The following is an 18772-nucleotide window of genomic DNA, read 5'->3' as shown; positions in this document are numbered from 1 at the left end:
TATACACAAGCTATCGGGAATATACCCGATGCTTGGGATAGTTTTTCTCTCCAGGGGTGATGTTGATGCTTGAATTTTTCCTTCTTCCCTTGGCCGTCGGGGCGACTGCCGTTGTATTTGGCCGGAGAAGACAAGAAGATTATGAACGCGATATAGAAACTGCCTTTAGACACTTAAAAGTGGGGACAACTGTCCGCGATGAGCACGTCTATCCGAAGCTCGTCGCAAAAGAGAAAAAAGACTTGTACACCCGATATGTGTACCGTGTTCCGCTGGGATTGACCAAAAAAATGCTTGAACCGGTCAAGGAAGTGCTAGAGGCGACGCTCGACCGATATGTGGAAGTGACGTTCAAAAAATGGCTGTACATTGACGTGTTTCACCGCGAGATGCCGGAAAAAGTACTGTATAAAGATGTGCCGGATCAAAATGGTTGGGTGATCCCGTTAGGCTTGAATGAAAAAGGCTGGTGCTTCCATGATTTTGACAAAACGCCGCACTGCACGATTAGCGGAACGACGCGGTTCGGAAAAACGGTCATGCTCAAAAACATCATGACGTATCTTATTGAACACCACCCGGACGATGCGTCCTTTGTCATTCTCGATATGAAAGGCGGGCTAGAGTTTGGGAGATATAAAAATCTGAAACAGGTCGTAGACGTCGCTAGTAGCCCTGTAGAGGCGTTTAACGTGCTGGGTAAGGTAAAAGTATTCATGGAGCAACAAGAAGCTGAATTCAAGAAAAATGGATGGTCTAACGTGGTGAATACACCGATTCAGAAGCGCCTGTTCGTCATTGTTGACGAAGGGGCACAACTCGCGCCCGACCGTTTCATGACGAAAGAGCATAAGGATATGCTTGCAGCGTGCCAGCACACGCTCGGGGAAATAGCGCGTATTGGTGGTGCGCTCGGCATACGGCTCATTTTTTGCACGCAGTACCCAACTTCCGACACGTTGCCGAGACAGGTGAAACAAAACGCGGACTTGAAAATCACATTCCGCCTGCCGACTGGCTACGCGTCACAAGTAGCGATCGATGACTACGGAGCAGAAGAATTGCCGTCTGACATAAAAGGCCGGGCGATTATCAAAACACACGAGAAAATGATCGTGCAAACTCCATTGATTGATGATGAGGAGATGGAAAGAAGATTGGAGGTGTACCGCGTTGAAAAGCCGGCTCACCGAACGGCAAACGAGGATTTTATACGCTTTGAATAGCCTCCAGGCCCTTTCTCGCTCCCAAATTCAACACATGTTTGATTTAGGGAGCAAACGAAACGCCAACCGCATTTTACAAGGACTTCGAGAGTACACGCATACCAAACGGATCGGCGAAGATGTGTACTATCTCAATAAAGCCGGCGCTGAAATGGTGGGCGGTGAGGTGACCGTACGCCGCAACAGCCCGCTTGAACACATCGTCATGCGAAATGACATCTATATTTTTTACCACTATCCGCACGATTGGAAAGCGGAAGCAAAGACACGCTGGAAAGAAGGCGGCAAGGAATACAGCGTTGTGTCCGATGCACGGTTTACGTACCAGGGAAAAATGTGCTTCCTGGAAGTAGATATTACACAAAAGATGGTCGAGAACAAGAGAAAAATCGAACGCTATGCATACTTGTTCCGGTTTATCCAGCGACAGCAACTCGGTGAACCTGTTCTGCTGTTCTACACTGTATCCCAAATGAAGAAACGACAGATTGAAGCGATCACGAAGGAATATGGTGTTCATTGTGAATGTTTACTGAAAGCGTGAAGGAGGAGAAAGCATGATTGACATTTTGGTGAAATTGTTGTTATTGCAAGCGACGGTCGCGGATCACCGACTGCAATATGCGATGATCGAGACTGACGATGAACAGGAACAGGCTTTTGTCAGCGGCATATTGGCTGCATTGGAGTTTTTCGAAGACGCGCTCGAAGAGATGTGGGGAAGCGCCGTTTGAAAACAACGGAAGAAGAAAAGAAGGCGGAGTGATCCGCCTTTTTGTTTTTCGATTGCGGCTAATGTAGTATCATTAGCAAGGGGAGCCAAGGTGTTATAAACCTGTGTGAGAGTTAAGTTTACATGGGCAAAGTTGATGACCGGGTCGTCCGTTCCTTGGCTGTAGACGTAAATCGACGTTTCCGAGCCGACAAGGGCGATGTCCGCGCCGCCGGAAAGCAGCGTCGTCATCGTTTTGTCGCCGCCCCATGTCGTCGTCAGTTCGACATCCAGCCCCTCTTCTTTAAAGAAGCCTTTTGCCAGGGCGACGTACTGCGGTGCGTAAAAAATCGAGTGCGTCACTTCGGCGAGCCGCACTTTTTTGAGCGGCTTTTCGCTTTGGCCCCCGTCATTCGTGCAGGCGGAAAGCGGCAAAAGCAGCAGAAGCGAGCATAACCATACGGCCCATTTTTTCATGTTCGTTAACCCCCTTGGTTCGCATGCGGTAAACCGTGGTTTCACCTTATCGTATGCACGCAGCAAAAATGTGTGAATGCCTAGAAAAAATGGGCGGTCGAACGAGAACGGGCGGCGGTCGGGACGCTCCTCGCGCTCCAGGGCTTTTTCAAGCTGACGCTCGGCCAAGGGGCGGCATGCACCAACAGCGAGGCAGTCGGACATCCCCACTTGCCCTAATGAAAGAAGGCGTTGGGGGATGATGACGGGTGGTTCGCATCAGCTGTTTTCGCGTAGGAAGGAGGCAGGCGTATGGACGGGGACATCATTGACCAATATCGGTTTCCGTCGCCGCATCCGGGAATCGATGTGTTCTTTGTCACCTATATGTCCCAAGGGCTGAAGGTGAAAGGATTTTTGGCTGTGCCGAAACAAAATAAGGTGTATGACGGCTTCTTGTATTTGCGCGGCGGGATTAAAAATGTGGGGCAGGTGCGAGTGCCGCGCCTTGTCCAATTCGCTTCGCAAGGGTTTGTCGTCTTCGCTCCGCTCTATCGCGGCAATGGGGGCGGAGAAGGAAACGAAGATTTCGCCGGCGACGACCGCTATGACGCGCTCGCTGGGTTTCATCTCCTTCGCCGCCATCCGCTCGTCCATCCCGGGCGCGTTCACATGTTCGGCTTCTCCCGCGGCGGGGCGATGGCGCTCCATGCCGCCCTAATGGCCGAAGGGGTCTGTTCGGTGGCGGTCTGGGGCGGGGTGGCGGATCTGGAGCTTACGTATTGGGAGCGGCCTGACTTGCGGCGGATGATGAAGCGCGTCATCGGCGGGACGCCGAACAAATGCCCGGAGCGCTACCGGCACCGCACGCCGCTCTACCATCTGGAACGGCTCAAGGCCCCGGTGCTCATCATCCACGGCGGGCGCGATGAGAACGTATCGATTGAGCACGCTTGGCGGCTTGAGCGGCGGCTGAAGCAGCTCGGCAAACCGGTCACGGCTTGGTACTTTCCTGAGTTCACTCACTATTTTCCGCCGCAAGCCAATCGCGAGACGGTGCAAAGGCTCACGGAATGGATGAAACAACAGCCGACAATGTGATACGATACAACTAGAGGGGCGGCTGCGCGCGCCGCTCGGGTGGCGGCGCGGCCGCCAACGAATCGATGGGGTGCCAAGGAGGTTGGAATCATATGGGCATGCCGATGGAGCTGCAGACGGTCATTGTGACAAAAGGAAAGGAACAGCGCGTTCAAGGAAATGTGTTTGTGTTGAAAAAAGAAGGCTACCGCTTGTATCCGCTTGACGTGCCGCTTGAAGTGCGCCGGACGGTGCAAAGCGAAGCGAGCGGCGTCGCGGTCGTGAGAAAGCTCGAATGGGAAGGCAGCCGGACGACGGTGACGTATGAGCTCGTCAGCCTGTATTCGACGAATTGAACGAGGCTGCACACCACGAAGCGGCTGAATGAGCGCTGAACGGGTTCATCGGACAGGAGCGCAAACGGAAGAACGGTTTGCGCTCTTGGCTCAAGTTTTTTCCGTCTATAGTTAACTTGTGGCGTCAGGCCGATTCAGACAAGCATAAAAATAGCCTTTGCTTGAGGATTTCCTGTGCGACGTTTGATCATACCATAAAAAAGTAGGGGGGAGGAGAAGGAGTTTGGCCGCGGAGAGCGAATATCATACGATGAATTCGATGCCGCAAGGAGGGGAAACGTGGCTAAACCGCGAATCGATCACGACCGGTTGTTCAAAGAGCTGCTGTCGACGTTTTTCGAAGAGTTTTTGCTTCTTTTCTTTCCCAACGTGTACGAGCACATCGACGTTCACCGCCTTTCTTTCCTCTCAGAAGAACTGTTTACCGACGTGACAGCCGGAGAGAAGCACCGCGTCGACTTGTTGGTCGAAACAAAGGTAAAAGGGGAAGACGGGCTCGTCATTGTTCATGTCGAGCATCAAAGCTACACCCAGCGGACCTTCCCCGAGCGAATGTTCCTCTACTTCAGCCGCTTGTTTCAAAAATACCGCCGCCGCATTCTTCCGATCGCCATCTTCAGCTATGATGAACACCACGATGAACCTTCCTCATTGGTCGTCCAGTTTCCGTTTTTGACCGTTCTTGACTTCCGCTTTCTGACGGTGGAGCTGCGCAAACTGCCGTGGCGCGCGTACATCCGCCATGACAATCCCGTCGCCGCTGCCTTGTTAAGCAAAATGGGGTATAATGAAGAAGAAAAGGTCGAAGTGAAAAAAGAATTTTTGCGCATGCTCGTCCGCCTCGAGCTGGATGAAGCGAAACAGCGGCTGTTGTTCGGCTTTTTTGAAACGTATTTGCGGTTGTCCGAAGAGGAGGAAGCCAAACTGCGAAATGAGGTGAGCCAAATGGAAACGAAGGAAGCAAAGCGTGTGATGGAGCTCATCGTCTCATACGAACAGCGGGGGATGGAAAAGGGAATTCAACAAGGAGTCAAACAAGGGATGAAGCAAGGGCGCCAAAAAGGGATTGAGGAAGGGAAGCTCGACGTGGTGAAGAGAATGCTGGCGAAAGGGTATGATGTCGACACGATCCACGAACTGACTGGGCTGCCGGTTGAGAAGATCGAACGGGTAAAGGGGTAAGCAGAGCAGACTCTTCGCCGTCAATCCCCACATTGTCGTCGACCTCCAATCGTGCGAAAACCCCGGGGGATCGACGACAATGGTTTTTGGCGGCTCAGACTTACAGCCATCGAGGTTGAAGGTTATTGACAGAATTTTTGAAACGTGGTATTCTGAAAACAGCGCTAGATCGAAATGCTTGATACAACAAGCATTTTTGGGGTTTTTATCGTACCTATGAGGGATTGAAACGACAGCCCTTGCACTTGAACAGGCGTGGTTCGGTAGTTTTTATCGTACCTATGAGGGATTGAAACGTTGGGATGGTGGGGATGATGGAGAGCCCAGACTAGTTTTTATCGTACCTATGAGGGATTGAAACCTAGTACGGCATTATGACCAATTTTTGAAAAAGTTAGTTTTTATCGTACCTATGAGGGATTGAAACAAAAACCCCTCCGCGTTGGCCGTCTGCGGATTGTCAAGTTTTTATCGTACCTATGAGGGATTGAAACATTTTTGTCACGTCCTCGCCCCACACGAACGTCGAGCCGTTTTTATCGTACCTATGAGGGATTGAAACCGTTGACGGTGGATGGTAAAGTCTACGCGTGGGGATGTTTTTATCGTACCTATGAGGGATTGAAACACGGAACAACAATACAATGATCTGCTCGCGACTGCGTTTTTATCGTACCTATGAGGGATTGAAACATCTATATATCTAACAAAACGCAATACCCAGCGCACGTTTTTATCGTACCTATGAGGGATTGAAACGCCTTCCCGTTCATCCAAGCGCCGCAACGACCGCATTGTTTTTATCGTACCTATGAGGGATTGAAACCAAATTCAAATCAGCCACTGAAGTTTACGATACCAGTTTTTATCGTACCTATGAGGGATTGAAACTCTTTTGCACGCAGTACCCGACCAGTGACACCTTGCCGTTTTTATCGTACCTATGAGGGATTGAAACATGTTTCAAGTTTCATAAATAATACTCCTTTCGTCCGTTTTTATCGTACCTATGAGGGATTGAAACCATTCAAGCGGGGAATACATCGAGAGTGACCCGCTCAGTTTTTATCGTACCTATGAGGGATTGAAACTTCGACTTCAGCACCAAAAAGCCAGCGGCACGGCCGTTTTTATCGTACCTATGAGGGATTGAAACCGGACGACGAATGGAAGCGATACACTGCCGCGGTTGTTTTTATCGTACCTATGAGGGATTGAAACGACGCAAATGGACAAGTACCGGCAACGCAATTGCCGGTTTTTATCGTACCTATGAGGGATTGAAACACTTCAACCGATAATATTTCCGCTCGCTCATGCCAAGGTTTTTATCGTACCTATGAGGGATTGAAACCTTTGCAAATCTTCAAAAATCTCATTGGGCATAAAAAGTTTTTATCGTACCTATGAGGGATTGAAACAAAATAACCGACCTAAATCTCGAGTTAAAACGAATTCAGTTTTTATCGTACCTATGAGGGATTGAAACTGAGCTGGCTTCATAAACAGCCTTGTACTTTCCCGGGAGTTTTTATCGTACCTATGAGGGATTGAAACATAAAGGAGTAAAAGAGTCAGGCACCTTAGAAACAGTTTTTATCGTACCTATGAGGGATTGAAACGCGGAACTGTCCAAAGGGTTGATGACAGACGAACAGTTGGTTTTTATCGTACCTATGAGGGATTGAAACCAATGGATGACAACCTGGCGCTTTCCGAGAAGACAAAGTTTTTACCCGTGGTGCTAGTTGAGCGTCAGCGCTCAACCAGCCCTAGTGTGACCAGGGAATAAGCCACCAAGATGCCATCGAGTGCCACTTCAAACCCGGCAATGGAATTCGCCCGAATGTCGGTGATCCGGTATTGGTCCACGAGAATCGAAAACACCGTCTCGATGACTTTGCGTTTTTTCCTGATCCATTCTTCCCATGCCTTGGATGGGCCGTGCTTTTGATTGTGTCGAGACGGTGTCCAGAACGCGGCTTGGTGTTCTTCATACAGCTTTTCTCGAAGAGCGCGGCTGATGTACCCTTTGTCTCCAAAGTTGTAGGGATGAGGGATTTGAGTCATCACCGTTTCAGCCGCTTTGACGTCGTGGCAGGACGCTTCCGTCACGACATAGCCCATGGCCAGCCCTTGATTGGTCACTTGAAGATGCAGCTTGAAACCGTAGTACCATTGCTTTTTGGAAGCACAATACCCCATATCCGCGATCCCTCGAAATCGCTTGACGCGCTGCATTCTCGCGGGATGGCACAACGGAAGAGGCAAACTGTCAACAACGGCATAAGCATGGTGTTGGCCACGTTTGGCTAGTTCATGACGAATCCATTTGACCGCGAAGCCAAGCGCTCGGCAGCGGCGGTTGTATCGGGAGCGTTCAAGAAACGAGCCGTTTGTGAACAAATTTCCCGTGACAAAGCGATGCCAGGCTCGTTCAGAAGAAAAGCCCAGCAGCTTCCCCAAAAGGTGAACCGCCATGACCACTTCGTCTTTTTGCTTGACCAAGTGACGGTTGCGGCGATGAAGATACATTTGAATCAACGACAGTTGAGCAGAAACAAAACAGAAAATAGCGGCATATTGTTTTTGAAGTTTGGCTGGATCTGTAGTAAAATGAAAGTGCTCTTGCATGGGGGATCTCTCCTTTCGAATGTTGGGTGACACTTTCATTCTACTGGAGATCCGCCAGCAAGGGCTATTTTTATGCTTGTCTGAGTTTTATCTAGCACCACGGGTAAAGTTTTTATCGTACCTATGAGGGATTGAAACAGTGTATAGACTTCTTGAGTTCCTTTAAAAATTCGAGTTTTTATCGTACCTATGAGGGATTGAAACCGGTCGCTAGGCGTACCAGCGGAGGATGCGCGCATGAGTTTTTATCGTACCTATGAGGGATTGAAACCCTGCGAGCGTCCGGGTTTCTTTTTATCGTCAATGGGGTTTTTATCGTACCTATGAGGGATTGAAACTATTCCGCGTCGTACGTCTGTTTCTTTGGATGTCTGTTTTTATCGTACCTATGAGGGATTGAAACAGGCAAATCCTGCTGTTGTGGCTGTTCCGGCTGGCGTTTTTATCGTACCTATGAGGGATTGAAACTTGGACAGGACGAAGAAAGCACGCTGAAGAACCTCGCCGTTTTTATCGTACCTATGAGGGATTGAAACCACTTGAACAGGCATGGTTCGGCTGGTGGTCGTGCCGTTTTTATCGTACCTATGAGGGATTGAAACTTTTTCCGGTTCAACGTGCTTCCGCAAACCCTCTTGCGGGTTTTTATCGTACCTATGAGGGATTGAAACTATAATACTTTTGCGTATGTAGCGGTCATGTTAATGTTTTTATCGTACCTATGAGGGATTGAAACTTGGTCATCCTTGGCGCGTCTGGTGGGCTTTTCCCGTTTTTATCGTACCTATGAGGGATTGAAACCCTGTTCTTTGAAATCGGACGACTGTACGACAGCGTGTTTTTATCGTACCTATGAGGGATTGAAACCTATCCCATGCATAGTCTTTTCCGCCAAATTCAAATACGTTTTTATCGTACCTATGAGGGATTGAAACTCCCAAGACAAAACCAAGGGGGGATTTGAAATGACACATGTTTTTATCGTACCTATGAGGGATTGAAACACATGTCCGCTTCATAGCGAGCGAGTCGGTCAATGATGTTTTTATCGTACCTATGAGGGATTGAAACCCGCCAAATAAATCGAGTGCTTCGTCTTCATCTTCTGTTTTTATCGTACCTATGAGGGATTGAAACTCACGAAGAAGCTGCCCATCTTGTTGTCTGGATGAAAGTTTTTATCGTACCTATGAGGGATTGAAACTTTCTTCATTACTGCGAAAACGAACGACACCACAAAGTTTTTATCGTACCTATGAGGGATTGAAACTATTTGGAAAGTTGTTTAATCATGTACGGAATGGGGGTTTTTATCGTACCTATGAGGGATTGAAATTGAAAAAGGCAGGAGCGCAAATTCCCCTTTTGGGTTTGCGCCCTGCCGTATGATTAAACATGGAAACTCTTTATTTGCAATCGTTCCGCTTTCGATGGGTCGGATCTGACCATCGCCAAAGCGATTTCGGGCTTGGGCGCCGAACCTAGTGCGCTGGTTACAGGCGCGCCGCCCATTAGGGTACACACTACCTCGGTGGGACGGGGTGATGACACACCTCTAAACGTGGGCGTTGTCCGAACCAGAAATAGATAAGGACGTGGGCGGCTCAAGAATGGGGCTGACATAAAAGCCCTTTTTGATGAAATTTCACCGAAGTATGTGAAAGAGACCGTCTCTGAAACCCTTGATTTTACCGGGTTTTTCGCGATGGCCTATTTTTCCATGTTACCTCAGATAGAAGCATTACCGCTCTTTTGGGTCAGCCCCGTATCAAAACTCCAGATTTTCCGCTGACGATAACTGATCCAGCCGCTGATCAAAAAGCAGCAAACAGACAAATAAAACGAAAAGCGAATCCCGTAAACATCGGCTATAAAGCTCATCAATAAGGCGGAAATCCCGAACGTTACGGAACTAATGACTCCCTGCACGGAAAAAACATGAGGCAGAGCGTCCATCCGGGCATTTTTTTGCAGAATCGTCTGAAGGCAAATCACTTTCCATTGTTCGATGATCCCATACAGGGTGGAATACATAAGCGCCAGCGCACCGTGCGTCGTTGTGCCAAATAACAGTGTGACAATAGCGATACAAAACGGGCCAAACAATACAAAAGAATGCTTGAGACGACATAGAACAATAAGGTGATATTGATTAAAAGGAACGGCGACCCTACACTGACAATCAAACTCCCGATCGGCCATGCGCTAAGTTTGATGAATTGGTCTAACGTGTTTAAAAAACTGTTGGCTTTCAAGATTTCCTCCTTGGAAACGATAAAAGGAACGAGGGAGTTTTTAATCGGATTATTGATCCCATCTAAAAAAGCGATCAATGATACAAAAACATAAACGATCGCAGTGTAATGTTCCGCACCCCAGTGCAAAAACAGCAAGAGAAAAAGCAGCAGAAATGTTTTACACATTTGTCCGTAGGACAATAACGTTTTTAGTTTATATTTTTCGAAAAATATCGGTGCGACGATTCCGCTAATAAATAACGACAATGTAACGAAAAAAGGGACTAATGCGGCAGCCATGGCTTTCGATGTCAAATGATATAGGTAAGAGACAACGGAAACAATGTAGAACACATCTCCGAAATTTGCGAAAGATTGTCCGATCCAAAGGAAATGAAATGTTTTATTTTTCATGACCTCAATCCTCTCTTTGATCATCGAAACGACTGGTGATGGAATAGTCAAAATGAACCAAAAATCAGATCTTCAGTCTTTGATGAAACTGGCTTTTGGCCACGCCCCAAAACGATGGAGCGAAGGAAAACGGGTTGATTTTCAACAATCTGCTAAAGGTAAATGGATATACTGAAGCAATGGAAGCCTCCCCCTATTCTGTGTGGAGTCTATTTTTATTCCTACAACTTCCCTTGTTTGTCAAGGATTTGTTCGGCATCAGAATGAAAAAATCCTCCCGATTTTCGTGGGAAGGGGGCGAAATGTGAGGCCCAAAGCAAAGGAAAGAAATAAAAAAACAGCCGGACAGGGAATACCGTGTCCGGCCGGGTTCTTGTTACACGAGCGGTCCGCCGAGTTTTTCAATGGACGGATCGATGTGGGCGAATTTTTGGAAGTTGGCGCGGAATTTTTGCGCCAGCTCTTTTGCTTTTTGTTCGTATGCTTGTTTGTCGGCCCATGTGTTTTGCGGCTGCAGGACTTCATCCGGCACGCCGGGGACGTGGGTTGGGATGGCGAGGCCGAAAATCGGGTCTTGCACCGTTTCGGCGTTGTCCAGCTCCCCTTCGACGGCGGCTTGCACCATCGCCCGGGTGTAGGCGAGCTTCATGCGGCTGCCGACGCCGTACGGTCCCCCTGTCCAGCCGGTGTTGACCAAAAAGACGCGAACGTTGTGTTCGGCGATTTTTTGCCCGAGCATTTCCGCGTACTCAATGGCCGGGCGCGGCAAAAACGGTGCGCCAAAGCACGTTGAGAACGTTGCTTCCGGTTCGGTGACGCCGCGTTCGGTGCCGGCGAGTTTGCTTGTGTAGCCGCTTAAGAAATGGTACATCGCTTGTTCGCGCGTCAGCTTGCTGATCGGCGGCAGGACGCCGAACGCATCAGCCGTCAAAAACACGATCGTGGACGGATGGCCGGCGACGCTCGGATCGATGATGTTTTGGATCGCCTGAAGCGGGTAGGCGGCGCGCGTGTTTTCCGTCAGCGTGCCGTCGTCGTAATTCGGCACCCGCGTCGCGTCATCGAGAACGACGTTTTCGAGCACCGCGCCGAAGCCGATGGCGTCAAAAATTTGCGGCTCTTTCTCGCGCGATAGGTTGATGCATTTCGCATAGCAGCCGCCTTCGATGTTGAAAATGCCGCGGCTTGACCAGCCGTGTTCATCATCCCCGATCAAGCGGCGGTTCGGGTCGGTCGAGAGCGTCGTTTTTCCCGTTCCCGACAAGCCGAAAAAGAGGGCGACGTCGCCTTCCTGGCCGACGTTGGCCGAGCAGTGCATCGGCAGGATGCCTTGTTCCGGCAGCAAATAGTTCATCACCGAGAAAATCGATTTTTTCATTTCGCCGGCATACTCGGTGCCGCCGATCAACACGGTGCGCCGTTCAAACGAGATGATGATGAACGCTTCCGAGCGCGTGCCGTCAACTTTCGGGTCGGCTTTAAAGTTCGGCGCGCAAATGACGGTGAATTGCGGCTCATGCGCGGCGAGCTCCTCGGCGCTCGGCCGGATGAACAGCTGATGGACGAACAAGTTGTGCCAGGCGAATTCGTTGACGACTTGAATCGGCAGCCGGTATTTCGGATCGGCGCCGGCAAAGCCTTTAAACACGAACAGTTCATCTTTCTTCATTAAATAGTCGAGCACTTTGTCGTACAGTTTATCAAACGTCTCCGGAGACATCGGCTGGTTGACCGCTCCCCAGTCGATCGTTTGCTTCGTTGACGGTTCTTCGACGATGTATTTGTCTTTCGGCGACCGCCCTGTGTACTTGCCGGTTGTCACCGCGACGGCTCCGGTGTGCGTCAGCCGTCCTTCGTTCCGCTGCAGGACTTTCTCAACGAGCTCGGCGACGGACAGTTGATGATGCACGTACGGTTTTTGCAGCAATAAATCAAGCTTGTTCGTCATGTTTGCGATCCCCATATTCAAAACCTGCCTTCTTTTTGAAATCACTCTTGAAAATAGTATAACACATTTTTATTAATAGTCCATACTAATTGTGTGGGTTTTTCAAACTTTATTTTGCCCAATGTGTCGATTTTCTTGAGGAAAGAATTTTCGCGGCTGGAAATGATAAAAAATGAATTTTGATAGTTGACTTTGCCGATTCCATTGCGATAAGATAAGTCATTGAACGGATACTCTTATCCCGAGCCGGTGGAGGGACAGGCCCGATGAAGCCCAGCAACCGTCACAACTGTACATGTGTGAAATGGTGCTAACCTGTGGCAAGGCGCAGTCCTTGAACGATAAGAGTGAAAGGAAGCAATACGATTGCCATGACCTTTCCTCAGCCGTTACAGGAAAGGTTTTTTATATTGCGAAGGGAAAAAGGGAAATGAGTTCCGTGTCGCCACATTATGCCAAGAGGAGGAAACAAACCGAATGTCAGCCAAACGCCGCTTGTTTACTTCAGAGTCTGTGACGGAAGGACATCCGGATAAAATTTGCGACCAAATTTCTGACGCCATTTTGGATGCCATTTTGGAAAAAGATCCGAACGCCCGCGTCGCCTGCGAAACGAGCGTCACGACCGGGCTGGTGCTCGTGAGCGGGGAAATCACGACATCAACATACGTGGACATTCCGCGCATCGTCCGCGATACGGTCCGGGAGATCGGCTACACGCGCGCCAAATACGGATTTGACGCTGATACGTGCGCGGTGCTGACGTCGATTGACGAACAATCGCCGGACATTGCGATGGGGGTGGACCGGGCGCTCGAGGCGCGCGAAGGTCAGATGACTGACGAGGAAATTGAAGCGATCGGCGCCGGCGACCAAGGATTGATGTTTGGGTTCGCCTGCAATGAGACGGAAGAATTGATGCCGCTGCCGATTTCGCTTGCGCACCGCTTGGCGCGCCGATTGGCGGAAGTGCGCAAAACGGACGTCTTGCCGTACTTGCGGCCGGACGGGAAAACACAAGTGACGATCGAATACGATGAAAACGGCAAACCGGTGCGCGTCGATACGATCGTCGTTTCCGCGCAGCACCATCCGGAAATTACGCAAGAGCAAATCCAGCGCGACATTAAAGAACAGGTCATCGAGCCGGTCGTGCCCGCGGAGCTGCTTGATGAGAACACGAAATATTTCATCAACCCGACAGGACGGTTTGTCATCGGCGGTCCGCAAGGGGATGCTGGGTTGACGGGGCGCAAAATCATCGTCGATACGTACGGCGGCTACGCCCGCCACGGCGGTGGCGCGTTCTCGGGCAAAGATCCGACGAAAGTCGACCGCTCGGCGGCGTATGCGGCCCGCTATGTCGCGAAAAACATCGTCGCGGCAGGACTGGCCGACAAATGCGAAGTGCAGCTTGCCTACGCGATCGGCGTCGCCCGCCCAGTTTCGATTTCGATCGATACGTTCGGCACCGGCAAAGTGTCGGAAGACATTTTGATTGAGGTCGTGCGCAACAACTTCGATCTCCGCCCGGCGGGCATCATCAAAATGCTCGACCTTCGCCGCCCGATTTACAAACAGACGGCTGCTTACGGCCATTTTGGGCGTACGGACATCGACCTGCCGTGGGAGCGCACCGACAAAGCCGCCTTGTTGAAAGAACAAGCGCTGGCGTTGGCGGACAAGTGATGAAAGAAAAAGAGCTGCCTGATCACGGCAGCTCTTTTTTGTTGGCGCACGATGTCCGCTGTTGCTGCAGCGCTTTGTAATACTGCCCTTTCTCGACATATTCGCGGCGTATGCGCTCCATTTCGCGGATGTCGTCTTCCGTCAGTTCGCGGACGACTTTCGCCGGCCGGCCGAGGGCGAGCGTGTTGGGCGGAATTTTTTTGCCCGGCGGCACTAAACTGCCGGCGCCGATAAACGCGCCTTCCCCGATTTCCGCGCGGTCCAAAATGATCGAGCCCATGCCGATGAGCGCGTTTTTGCGAACGATGGCGCTGTGCAAAATGACTTGATGGCCGACTGTTACACCGTCTTCAATGATAAGCGGATTGTTTGGACTTTGATGCAAAATTGAGTTATCTTGAATATTGACCCGGTTGCCAATCACCGTTGGCGCCACATCGCCGCGAATGACGGTATTGAACCAAATGCTCGTCTCTTCGCCGATCACGACATCGCCGGTGATCGTCACATAGTCGGCGATAAAGGCGGAGGCGGCAATTTGCGGCGTTTTGCCTTTGTATGGGTAAATCATGGGCGTTCGTTCCTTTCTGTTGCAAAATCGATCGTTCACCATGTATTGTACAACGCTGCGTCCAAATCGCCAACGAAAGCGAGCGCGCCTGATCGGGATTGGTGAAAAACGTTTCGTTTCGCCCGATGAGTGGTTGGGATCGGGAAAGAAGATCCGATTTCACAAAGCTTCTCAACGTGAGAAGAACCGTTGTTGAGCGGCTTTTTCATTCCATCGCCAACCCTTTTATGGTTTGCCCCGGCCGCATTGATGGCAATACTGGAAGACGAGATCGCAGGCTGTTCAGACGCGAAACGATTTTGGTTGCCGATAAGATGGAAATGCTAGGAGACGAGACCATGGTGTTTGCACCTGAGGTGAGCCGATTGAACATTCCGAAAAACCCCATCGCCTTGATGAAAATGGTGTATCGTGACGTGCTTCCGCTTGTCCACCGCGAGCTTGCCTATTGGCGGCGCCAGGCCGAGCGCATTCCCGACCCGGAATTGCGGCGCCAGGCCTTGGCGAGCATCGCTTCGAAAACGTTCCATTGCGAAGGCGGCTCCATTTTGGCGCTCTTGGCCGGAGAAAACATGGAGGATTGCATCCGCTTTATCGTTGCTTACCAGACGATCAGCGATTATTTGGATAATTTGTGCGACCGCAGCACCTCGCTCGATCCGCTCGACTTTCGCGCCTTGCACGATTCGATGCCGGACGCTTTGACGATCGGCGCGGAGCCGTCGAACTATTACCGCCATCGCCGCGAACAGGAAGACGGCGGCTATTTGCCGGCGCTCGTCCGCACGTGCCAAAAGGTGCTCGAGACGGTGCGCCATTATGAGACGATCGCCCCATTTTTGCATGAATTGGCCGGATATTATTGCGACTTGCAAGTGCATAAACATGTCGAAGCGAGCGAGCGGGTGCCGCGGCTGGAGAAATGGTTCGCGCAATACAAAGACGCCTTGCCGCCGATGGAATGGTATGAGTTTTCCGCCTGCTCCGGTTCGACGCTCGGCATTTTCTGCCTCGTCGCCTATGCGTTTGGCGAATCGTTGCCGCCGGAGATGGCGAGACAAGTGCGCGACGGTTATTTTCCGTACATTCAAGGACTGCACATTTTGCTCGACTATTTGATCGATCAGGAGGAAGACCGGGACGGCGGCGATTTAAACTTTTGCTTTTACTATCCGAATGAAACGGTGATGCTTGAGCGGCTTTGCCATTTCATCGAAGAGGCCGACCGCCATGTCGGCGCCCTTCCGCACGGCGAGTTTCACCGCCTTATTCACCGAGGGCTTCTTGGGTTGTATTTGTCGGATGCCAAGGTGAAAAAGCAGCGCGGGTTGCGCCGGCTGGCGCGCCGGCTCGTCCGCGCCGGCGGGGCGGCGTCGCAGTTTTTCTATTGGAACGGAAAAGCATACCGCTTTTGGCAGGAGCGGCAAAAACGGCTGTCCTTTTCATAAGGGCGGCCGTTTGCTTGTATTGGCGAGGGCAGTGGTTCGTCGGCGGATCGGACGGAATCAGGCGCCCCCATCCGCCCGATTCTCGAGCGCGATCAAAAACGGCGGGTTGTTTTGCCGATTGATGAATTCGTATTTCAAGGCATGGACGCGCCGTTGATCAAGAGAGCGGACGTAATCAAGGAGCGCGTCGCGTTCGCGCTTTCCTTCCGGATGGCCGTGGTAGACGACAAGAACGATGACGCCGCCCGGCTTCATGACGGAAAGCAACTGGCGGACCGCTTCGATCGTCGATTCCGGCTGGGTGACGATTTGCTTATTGCCGCCCGGCAAATAGCCGAGGTTGAACACCGCGCCGGCGATGCGCCCGTGTACATCGGCGGGAAGCGCCTCAAGCAGTTCACTATGGCTTCGCTCGAACAACGTCGCCCGCCCGCATAGCCCATGTTCCGCGAGGCGGGCGGAAGCGGCGGTGATGGCCTCAGGCTGAATGTCAAAGCCGAACACATGGCCTGTCTCCCCGACGCGTTCGGCCAAATACACGGTGTCGTGCCCGTTGCCGACGGTCGCGTCGACGGCGATGTCGCCTTCGTTGACCGCTTGATCAAGCAAAAAGCGGGCAAACGGCAAAATGTTCATCAAAGCCATCGGTTGGCCCCTCCTTGTGATCGTTTCATCGTTTACGTTGGCAGGCGTGTCGCTGCGCCAAAGATGTCGGATGCCATCGCTTTTCCCTAAAGCCTCGCCATCCTCTACGCCGGCGTGACAGAAAACCTTGAGCTGACCGACATCGGCCTGATTGAGCTGAACGAAGATCCCCACGTCGGCATTGTAACAAAAACTTCATGGAAAATCGACCGCTGCCAATCATTGGCGTGATACGGCCGGCCTATGCGGCGCATAGTAAACATGAGGGAATATCACGAAACGAGGTGAGCGCATGGCGACAAGACAATCCGTTGAGGAATTTTTGCAGCGGTGTGAAGATGTGATCCGCTACGCGAAAGAGCAATATACAGAAGCGCAAAAGCAGGAGCATTACAACATCACCGAATACACCAACGCCCAGCAGATGCTCGAGCAGACGGTCATCGATTTGGCGCACTTGGCGCGAAGCTGCAACGCCCAGCAGCGCGAGCAGCTGCATCGGATGCGGCTCCAACTGGAGCAATTGCAAAACGACATGATTTTGCTTGACCGCTGAAACGAGGAGGAACACGACATGAAGCGACGCTTGAAACAAACGAATCCGGAACAAAAAACACCTAGCGGCCAAAACAATAACGATCTTGAGCTTGGTCAAGACTTTGACCCGGTGAAGCTGGCGAAAAAGCAATACGAGGAAACGGGCGGCCAACCGATCCGCTCCAAGCAGCGGAACGGGTGACGACAAGCCAAAGGGGCGGAAGCCGCTCCGTCTTGTTCTTCTTTTCGCGCAGGAGCCCCGCTTCAAAAGCCATTGTTTCTGTGGGGAGTTAGTTTGGCAAAAAAGTGGCGGACGCATTGGAACGCTCCGCCTTTTTGATTGCATTTTTTCCTGTTTTCCCCTACAATTATTTCGGAACTCAAAATAAAAGCCAGAAAAGGATGATGACCGATGCCCCGCGCTCTTTGGTGGCTGCTTGTCGGCATGGCGCTCAATGTGACAGGGGCGTCGTTTCTATGGCCGCTAAACACGATCTATTTGCACGAACAGCTCGGCCAGCCGCTCGCTGTCGCTGGTGTCGTGCTCATGCTCAACTCTGGGGGAAGCGTCATCGGCAGCTTGGCCGGCGGCTTTTTGTTTGACCGGATCGGCGGTTTTCGCGTTTTGTTGGCCGGGGCGGTGTTGACGATGGCCGCGCTTGCCGGCTTAAGCGTTTGGCACGGTTGGCCGCATTATGCGGTGTTTTTGGCGTTTGTCGGCGTTGGCAGCGGCGTCGTCTTTCCGGCGGCGTCGGCGTATGCCGGGACGATTTGGCCGGAAGGGGGGCGGCGGGCGTTCAACGCCTTGTATGTCGCGCAAAACATCGGCGTCGCCGTCGGTTCGGCGCTTGGCGGGCTTGTTGCTTCATATTCGTTCTCGCTCGTTTTTTTCGCCAACCTTTTGTTGTATGCCGCGTTTTTGTTTACGGTTGTGGCTGGGCTGCGCCGCGTTCCGCTGCCGCCGCGGCGGAAAAAAGAGCGGGAGGGCCGGACGGGGGACGAGGCGTCCCGGGCACACATCCGCGCCCTCGTCCTTCTTTGCGCCGGCTATGGACTGTGTTGGTTGAGCTATGTCCAATGGTCGACGACGATCGCCGCCTATACGCGCGAGCTCGGGATACCGGTCGGGCAGTACAGCTTGCTTTGGACGATCAACGGCGCGTTGATCGTCTTGGCCCAGCCGCTGTTGTCAGCGGTCATCCGCCGCTTCATGCCGACGTTGAAGCGGCAAATCGTGATCGGTTTTCTTATTTTCGCCGTTTCGTTTGCCATGCTGTTGGGGGCGCATTCGTTTGCAGAGTTTGCCGCGTCCATGATTGTGCTCACGATCGCCGAGATGATCGTCTGGCCGGCGATTCCGGCCGCGGTGAACGAATGGGCGCCGCCGGGGAAGGCCGGGTTTTACCAAGGAATCGTCAACGGAACGGCCACGGCCGGACGGATGATCGGACCGGTCATCGGCGGCTCGGTCGCCGATCTGTTTGGAATGAAGCTGCTCATCATGATGTTAGCATTGTTTGCCTTATTGGCGGTGCTGGCCGCGCTTTTGCATGATCGTCGGCTGTCGAAGCGGACGGAGAACGCGGATGAAAAAACCGCGGCTTCCGTATAGATTTCGGCTTGCAATTGATCGACAA

At 51.6% G+C, this 18772-nt stretch carries 15 protein-coding genes, 1 pseudogene, 2 CRISPR repeat arrays and 1 riboswitch; of the genes and pseudogenes, 10 read left to right on the top strand and 6 right to left on the bottom strand.

All coding sequences use genetic code 11. The features are described from left to right. Positions 1–65 precede the first annotated feature (65 nt). A complete protein-coding gene (locus tag GYMC52_RS14545; RefSeq protein WP_013524396.1) occupies positions 66–1226 on the top strand; it encodes an FtsK/SpoIIIE domain-containing protein in 1161 nt (386 codons plus the stop codon). Beyond that, a complete protein-coding gene (locus GYMC52_RS14540) occupies positions 1174–1770 on the top strand; it encodes a replication-relaxation family protein (protein ID WP_013524395.1) in 597 nt (198 codons plus the stop codon). Before GYMC52_RS14545 ends, GYMC52_RS14540 begins: the two co-directional genes overlap by 53 nt. Positions 1771–2070: 300 nt before the next feature. Here GYMC52_RS14540 and GYMC52_RS20390 read toward each other — a convergent pair. Beyond that, positions 2071–2415, bottom strand: a pseudogene (locus GYMC52_RS20390) (ABC transporter substrate-binding protein); the annotation flags it as partial. A gap of 291 nt (positions 2416–2706) precedes the next feature. On the opposite strand from GYMC52_RS20390, the gene GYMC52_RS14530 reads away from it, so the two are divergent. The 3 genes from GYMC52_RS14530 to GYMC52_RS14520 all read left to right on the top strand — a co-directional run bounded on the left by GYMC52_RS14530 (position 2707) and on the right by GYMC52_RS14520 (position 5012). Next, entirely contained in the window at positions 2707–3495 is a 789-nt protein-coding gene (locus GYMC52_RS14530; RefSeq protein WP_013524393.1) for an alpha/beta hydrolase family protein, read from the top strand. A 92-nt stretch (positions 3496–3587) separates the two neighbouring features. Further along, the gene (locus tag GYMC52_RS14525; RefSeq protein WP_013524392.1) at positions 3588–3830 is read left to right on the top strand and encodes a DUF2584 domain-containing protein; all 243 of its coding nucleotides are present in this window, start codon (positions 3588–3590) and stop codon (positions 3828–3830) included. Between the two features lie 279 nt (positions 3831–4109). Then, positions 4110–5012 (top strand): Rpn family recombination-promoting nuclease/putative transposase, encoded by a 903-nt coding sequence (locus GYMC52_RS14520; protein WP_013524391.1) that lies wholly within the window; start codon positions 4110–4112, stop codon positions 5010–5012. A gap of 201 nt (positions 5013–5213) precedes the next feature. After that, a CRISPR array of direct repeats spans positions 5214–6703; the repeat unit is 30 nt; unit sequence GTTTTTATCGTACCTATGAGGGATTGAAAC. Between the two features lie 64 nt (positions 6704–6767). Here GYMC52_RS14520 and GYMC52_RS14515 read toward each other — a convergent pair. From GYMC52_RS14515 to pckA, 3 genes are all read right to left on the bottom strand, one after another. After that, positions 6768–7646, bottom strand: a complete 879-nt coding sequence (locus GYMC52_RS14515) for an IS982 family transposase (RefSeq protein WP_013523048.1) — start codon at positions 7644–7646, stop codon at positions 6768–6770. Positions 7647–7753: 107 nt separating this feature from the next. After that, a CRISPR array of direct repeats spans positions 7754–8982; the repeat unit is 30 nt; unit sequence GTTTTTATCGTACCTATGAGGGATTGAAAC. Positions 8983–9637: 655 nt separating this feature from the next. After that, entirely contained in the window at positions 9638–10297 is a 660-nt protein-coding gene (locus GYMC52_RS14510) for an MFS transporter (protein WP_230982708.1), read from the bottom strand. A gap of 376 nt (positions 10298–10673) precedes the next feature. Continuing rightward, positions 10674–12260 (bottom strand): phosphoenolpyruvate carboxykinase (ATP), encoded by a 1587-nt coding sequence (gene pckA / locus GYMC52_RS14505; RefSeq protein WP_013524390.1) that lies wholly within the window; start codon positions 12258–12260, stop codon positions 10674–10676. A 218-nt stretch (positions 12261–12478) separates the two neighbouring features. After that, positions 12479–12593, top strand: a riboswitch (SAM riboswitch). Between the two features lie 129 nt (positions 12594–12722). Between pckA and metK the strand changes: the two genes are divergently transcribed. Next, positions 12723–13934, top strand: a complete 1212-nt coding sequence (metK, locus tag GYMC52_RS14500; RefSeq protein ID WP_013524389.1) for a methionine adenosyltransferase — start codon at positions 12723–12725, stop codon at positions 13932–13934. Positions 13935–13956: 22 nt separating this feature from the next. Here metK and GYMC52_RS14495 read toward each other — a convergent pair whose 3' ends face one another. Further along, entirely contained in the window at positions 13957–14505 is a 549-nt protein-coding gene (locus tag GYMC52_RS14495; protein WP_013144421.1) for a gamma carbonic anhydrase family protein, read from the bottom strand. A 338-nt stretch (positions 14506–14843) separates the two neighbouring features. Here GYMC52_RS14495 and GYMC52_RS14490 point away from each other — a divergent pair, with 338 nt between their 5' ends. Beyond that, positions 14844–15953, top strand: a complete 1110-nt coding sequence (locus GYMC52_RS14490; RefSeq protein ID WP_013144422.1) for a tetraprenyl-beta-curcumene synthase family protein — start codon at positions 14844–14846, stop codon at positions 15951–15953. A gap of 57 nt (positions 15954–16010) precedes the next feature. Here the strand turns inward: GYMC52_RS14490 and GYMC52_RS14485 are convergent, their stop codons facing one another. Then, positions 16011–16598: a tRNA (mnm(5)s(2)U34)-methyltransferase gene (locus GYMC52_RS14485; protein ID WP_013524388.1), complete on the bottom strand. Its 588-nt coding sequence runs from the start codon at positions 16596–16598 to the stop codon at positions 16011–16013. A gap of 292 nt (positions 16599–16890) precedes the next feature. On the opposite strand from GYMC52_RS14485, the gene GYMC52_RS14480 reads away from it, so the two are divergent. The 3 genes from GYMC52_RS14480 to GYMC52_RS14470 all read left to right on the top strand — a co-directional run bounded on the left by GYMC52_RS14480 (position 16891) and on the right by GYMC52_RS14470 (position 18747). Beyond that, entirely contained in the window at positions 16891–17154 is a 264-nt protein-coding gene (locus GYMC52_RS14480; RefSeq protein WP_011232317.1) for a YtzC family protein, read from the top strand. 18 nt (positions 17155–17172) lie between these two features. Then, positions 17173–17337, top strand: coding sequence for a hypothetical protein (locus tag GYMC52_RS14475; RefSeq protein ID WP_013144424.1), 165 nt, complete (start codon positions 17173–17175; stop codon positions 17335–17337). A gap of 210 nt (positions 17338–17547) precedes the next feature. Beyond that, the gene (locus GYMC52_RS14470) at positions 17548–18747 is read left to right on the top strand and encodes an MDR family MFS transporter (RefSeq protein WP_013524387.1); all 1200 of its coding nucleotides are present in this window, start codon (positions 17548–17550) and stop codon (positions 18745–18747) included. The last annotated feature ends 25 nt before the right edge of the window (positions 18748–18772 follow it).

Origin of the sequence: Geobacillus sp. Y412MC52, from assembly GCF_000174795.2 — a bacterium.
GTDB classification, from domain to species: Bacteria; Bacillota; Bacilli; order Bacillales; family Anoxybacillaceae; genus Geobacillus; species Geobacillus thermoleovorans.
This window is presented reverse-complemented; position numbering and strand designations above follow the sequence as displayed.

Coding starts and splice junctions, on each gene's coding strand:
- metK (WP_013524389.1), top strand. CDS start 12,723: ATGTCAGCCAAACGCCGCTTGTTTACTTCAGAGTCTGTGACGGAAGGA.
- GYMC52_RS14525 (WP_013524392.1), top strand. CDS start 3,588: ATGGGCATGCCGATGGAGCTGCAGACGGTCATTGTGACAAAAGGAAAG.
- GYMC52_RS14495 (WP_013144421.1), bottom strand. CDS start 14,505: ATGATTTACCCATACAAAGGCAAAACGCCGCAAATTGCCGCCTCCGCC.
- GYMC52_RS14475 (WP_013144424.1), top strand. CDS start 17,173: ATGAAGCGACGCTTGAAACAAACGAATCCGGAACAAAAAACACCTAGC.
- GYMC52_RS14545 (WP_013524396.1), top strand. CDS start 66: ATGCTTGAATTTTTCCTTCTTCCCTTGGCCGTCGGGGCGACTGCCGTT.
- GYMC52_RS14530 (WP_013524393.1), top strand. CDS start 2,707: ATGGACGGGGACATCATTGACCAATATCGGTTTCCGTCGCCGCATCCG.
- pckA (WP_013524390.1), bottom strand. CDS start 12,260: ATGGGGATCGCAAACATGACGAACAAGCTTGATTTATTGCTGCAAAAA.
- GYMC52_RS14490 (WP_013144422.1), top strand. CDS start 14,844: ATGGTGTTTGCACCTGAGGTGAGCCGATTGAACATTCCGAAAAACCCC.
- GYMC52_RS14480 (WP_011232317.1), top strand. CDS start 16,891: ATGGCGACAAGACAATCCGTTGAGGAATTTTTGCAGCGGTGTGAAGAT.
- GYMC52_RS14470 (WP_013524387.1), top strand. CDS start 17,548: ATGCCCCGCGCTCTTTGGTGGCTGCTTGTCGGCATGGCGCTCAATGTG.
- GYMC52_RS14515 (WP_013523048.1), bottom strand. CDS start 7,646: ATGCAAGAGCACTTTCATTTTACTACAGATCCAGCCAAACTTCAAAAA.
- GYMC52_RS14485 (WP_013524388.1), bottom strand. CDS start 16,598: ATGGCTTTGATGAACATTTTGCCGTTTGCCCGCTTTTTGCTTGATCAA.
- GYMC52_RS14510 (WP_230982708.1), bottom strand. CDS start 10,297: ATGAAAAATAAAACATTTCATTTCCTTTGGATCGGACAATCTTTCGCA.